General features: G+C 62.1%; 4 protein-coding genes. All 4 read right to left on the reverse strand.

The window, feature by feature from the left end; translation table 11 throughout:
- On the reverse strand, positions 1-285 hold a 285-nt coding region (locus EN914_RS27070), incomplete at its 3' end, for a LexA family protein (protein ID WP_407067816.1).
- 410 nt (positions 286-695) lie between these two features.
- The gene (gene kynU / locus EN914_RS27075; RefSeq protein ID WP_024503342.1) at positions 696-1,943 is read right to left on the reverse strand and encodes a kynureninase; all 1,248 of its coding nucleotides are present in this window, start codon (positions 1,941-1,943) and stop codon (positions 696-698) included.
- 77 nt (positions 1,944-2,020) lie between these two features.
- Complete coding sequence (kynA, locus tag EN914_RS27080; protein ID WP_024503341.1) at positions 2,021-2,857, reverse strand: tryptophan 2,3-dioxygenase; 837 nt, start codon at positions 2,855-2,857, stop codon at positions 2,021-2,023.
- Positions 2,854-4,032: AMP-binding protein (locus EN914_RS27085; protein WP_127389368.1), on the reverse strand; the 1,179-nt coding region annotated here is incomplete at its 5' end. The genes kynA and EN914_RS27085, both read right to left, overlap by 4 nt.

Below are 4,032 nucleotides of genomic sequence, written 5' to 3' on the forward strand. Positions count from 1 at the left end.
ACCCTGACCAAGACTGCCCTGGATGACGCTTGGCGAAAACTTCTTTGCCGCATTGAGGCCTGGCGCGATGGAGTCCGGCAGCCGCAGCACTTCCAGCGCGCGGGCCCGATTGGGCAGCCGGCGGATAAAGCCGCGCTCCTCAAGGGCCGTGATCAGCCGATGAATCCCGGATTTGGAGGCAAGGTCGAGCGCCTCCTTCATTTCGTCGAAGGATGGCGGAATGCCGCTCTCCTTCAGGCGTTCATGGATGAACATCAGCAGTTCATGTTGCTTGCGTGTCAGCATGGCGGCCCCCAGGTTCCCTGAAACCAGAATCGAAAAACAAACCCAGAACAAACACTATCTGTTCCAGTTGTGTTCTGCAACCGTTTAAAGTTTAATGAATTTGTTAAGGCTGCTGAAATTATTTGGCGCTTGCCAGCGGGTTACGATCGACGGGCGCCACCTTCGGCAATGCGCCTGCTCACATTGAAATTGTTATGGTTAATGACCTGTGGCTTATCCTCTACCAAAGCTTGGCATTATCTGTCGATCAGCCTCGACAAGGGGCGATTGCAACCTTCGGGACGTTCGTTGGCCGTGAACGAAACGGAGCCAAAACGCCAACGTCAGTTGGGCATTTTGGCTGGAAATTCAGCTCTCCGTCATTTGCCAGGCAGTGAGGGCAGCGACGGCGGATCGCCGGGATCGGTGCGTCAGGTAACGGCTTCCTTGACGGCGAAACGCTGGTCCTTCCATGCACCCGTGCGCAGAATGTCTTCCAGAACCTCAACCGCCAGCCACACATCCTTGTAGCTGACATAGAGCGGCGTGAAGCCGAAACGGATGGTCGACGGTGCGCGGAAGTCACCGATCACCCCGCGCTCGATCAGCGCCCGCATGATTTGATAGCCGTGGTCGTGAAGGAACGACACCTGGCTGCCGCGCCTGGTCGCGTCGCGGGTGGTCTCCAGCGTGAGACCGTAGGCGCCGCACTTGGCTTCGACGAGCTGGATGAACAGTTCTGTCTGCGCGACGCTCTTCTTTCGCAATGCCGCCATGTCGACGTCGCTCCAGATGGCAAGCGCGCCTTTGAGCGCCCGCATCGACAGGACCGGTTGCGTACCGCACAGAAAACGGCGGATGCCGGTGCCGGCAACATAACCCCGTTCGAAGGCAAAGGGCCGCGCATGGCCCCACCAGCCGCTGAGCGGCTGGCTGATATCGCCGTGGTGGCGCTGCGCGGCATAGATGAAGGCCGGCGCGCCCGGACCGCCGTTGAGGTACTTGTACGTGCAGCCGACAGCGAAATCGGCATTTGCCTGATCGAGCTCGACGGGCAGGGCGCCGGCGGTGTGGCAGAGATCCCAGACGATCAGCGCTCCGGCCGTATGAGCCCTGCGCGTCAGCGCCGCCATGTCGCGCAGTTCACCCGATTTGTAATTGACGTGGTTGACCAGCACCACCGCGACGTTTTCGTCGATCAGATCTTCGATGGTCGGCGCGTCGACGCCCGCGAGGCGCAGCAGGACGCCATCCCGGGTCGAGGCCACGCCTTCGGCGATGTACAGGTCGGTGGGAAAACTGTCACCTTCGGCGACGATGGCTGACCGGCCGGGCCGCATCTCCATCGCTGCGTGCAGCACCTTGTAGATGTTGGTCGATGTCGTGTCGCAGACAACGGTCTGGCCGGCCGCGGCTCCTATCAGGCGTCCGAGCTGGTCGCCGAGTTCGATCGGCATCTCGAACCATCCGGCCGTGTTCCAGGCTCGGATAAGATCTCGGGCCCATTCCTGCGTCGCCGCCTGCTGCAGCTCGCCGAAAACGGCATGAGATGCTGCCCCCAGTGAATTGCCGTCGAGATAGATCACCCCCTCCGGCAGAATGAAACGGTCGCGCATGGCCCGCAGCGGATCCGTGGCATCCATCGCTTCGACTGCGGCGAGATCAGGAATTCCACTCATGGTCAGTCCCCGGTTGTTCGCGAAGGGTTTCCGCCACAGAGCGTCCCTTCGGTGAGCCTGTTCTCATTTCGATGATGTCAGAGCCGAGTGCGGACCGTCCACAGCTCCGGAAACAGCACGACCTCGAGCATTTTCTTCAGATACGAAGCACCCGACGTGCCGCCGGTGCCGCGCTTCAGACCGATGATGCGCTCCACCGTGGTGACGTGGTTGAAGCGCCAGCGGCGGAAATAATCCTCGAAGTCGACCAGCTTCTCGGCCAGTTCGTAGAACATCCAGTAGCGCTGCGGATCGCGGTAGATAGTCTGCCAGGCGACCAGGACCTCTTCATTCTCGGTTCGCGTCTCACGCCAGTCCGTGCGCCTGGCATCGGCACCGATGTCGAATCCGTTGCGCGCCAAAAGCAGCAGCGCTTCGTCGTAGAGCGATGGCTCGGCCAGGATGGCTTCCAGCTTTCCGCTGAGGTCAGGCCGATGCTTGTGAGGGCCGAGCATGGCCAGGTTGCGGTTGCCGGCCATGAACTCGATGGCGCGATACTGCCAGGACTGGAAACCCGAGGACTGGCCGAGCGCGTCGCGAAACTCGGTATATTCGCTGGGCGTCATCGTTCGCAGCACATCCCAGGCATTGTTCAGCTGCTCGAAGATGCGCGCGACTCGCGACAGCATCTTGAAGCTCGGCTCGAGCCGGTCGGCGCGGATCGAGCGGATCGCGGCGCCAATCTCGTGCAAAGCGAGCTTCATCCACAGTTCCGAGGTCTGGTGCTGGATGATGAACAGCATCTCGTCATGCGCCGACGACAGCGGCGTCTGCGCCTCCAGCACTTTCTCCAGGTGCAGATAGTCGCTGTACGACATGGCCTCGTTGAACGACATCTGTGCGCCTTCGGACGCCGGATCGTAGGGCTCGCTCAATTGACTTTCTCCGTGCGCAGCCGGAAGCGCTGGATCTTGCCGGTCTGGGTCTTGGGCAAAGCAGCAATGAATTTCACCGATCGCGGGTATTTGTAGGGCGCGATCGTCGCCTTGACATGGTCCTGCAGGCGCTTGGTGGTCAATGCGTCAGGCGCCACGCCCTGCACCAGCACGACATGCGCCTCGACGATCTGGCCGCGCTCGGCGTCCTCGGCGCCGATCACCGCGCATTCGGCGACGTCGGGATGTGACAGAAGTGCGGCCTCGACCTCGGGGCCGGCAATGTTGTAGCCGGCGCTGACGATCATATCGTCGGAGCGCGCGGCGAAATGGAAGAAGCCGTCCTCGTCCTGCGTGAAGGTGTCGCCGGTGATGTTCCAGCCGTCGCGCACGTAGTCCTTCTGCCTGATATCGGCCATGTAGCGGCAGCCGGTCGGGCCGCGCACCGCCAGCCTGCCGGTCGCGCCGCGCGGTACTTCGCGCATCTCGTCGTCGACGATGCGCGCCTCGTAGCCGCCGACCGGCTTGCCGGTCGACGCGGGCTTCATGTCGCCAAAGCGGTTGGAGATGAAGATGTGCAGCATTTCGGTGGCGCCGATGCCGTCGAGGATCGGCTTGCCGGTCTTTTGCGTCCACTCTTCGAAAACCGGAGCGGGCAAGGTTTCGCCGGCTGAAACGGCAACCCGCAGCGAAGACAAATCGGCACCTTCATCCATGGCCTTCAGCATGGCGCGGTAGGCAGTCGGCGCGGTGAAGGAGATCGTGGCTTTGTAGGTCTCGATGATGTGGATCATGTTGGGTGGCGTCGCCTGCTCCAGCAGCGTCGCCGCCGCACCGAAGCGCAGGGGAAAGATAGCGAGCCCGCCAAGGCCGAAAGTGAAGGCCAGCGGCGGCGAGCCGACGAAGATGTCGTCCGGCGTCACCTCCAGGATTTCGCGGGCATAGGCGTCGGCGATGATCAGGAGGTCGCGGTGGAAATGCATCGTCGCCTTCGGCACGCCTGTCGTGCCCGAGGTGAAGCCGAGCAGCGCGACATCGTCGCGGCCGGTGTTGACGGCGGTGAATGTCACCGGCTTGTCGAGAGCGGCACGATCGAGCTCGGCATCATGGTTGGCGGTGCCGTCGAAGCCTATGACCTGTTTGAGGAAGGCGCTGTCCTTGGCGCAGGCGGTCAT

It is taken from the genome of Mesorhizobium sp. M7A.F.Ca.CA.001.08.2.1 (assembly GCF_003998455.1).
GTDB lineage: Bacteria > Pseudomonadota > Alphaproteobacteria > Rhizobiales > Rhizobiaceae > Mesorhizobium > Mesorhizobium ciceri.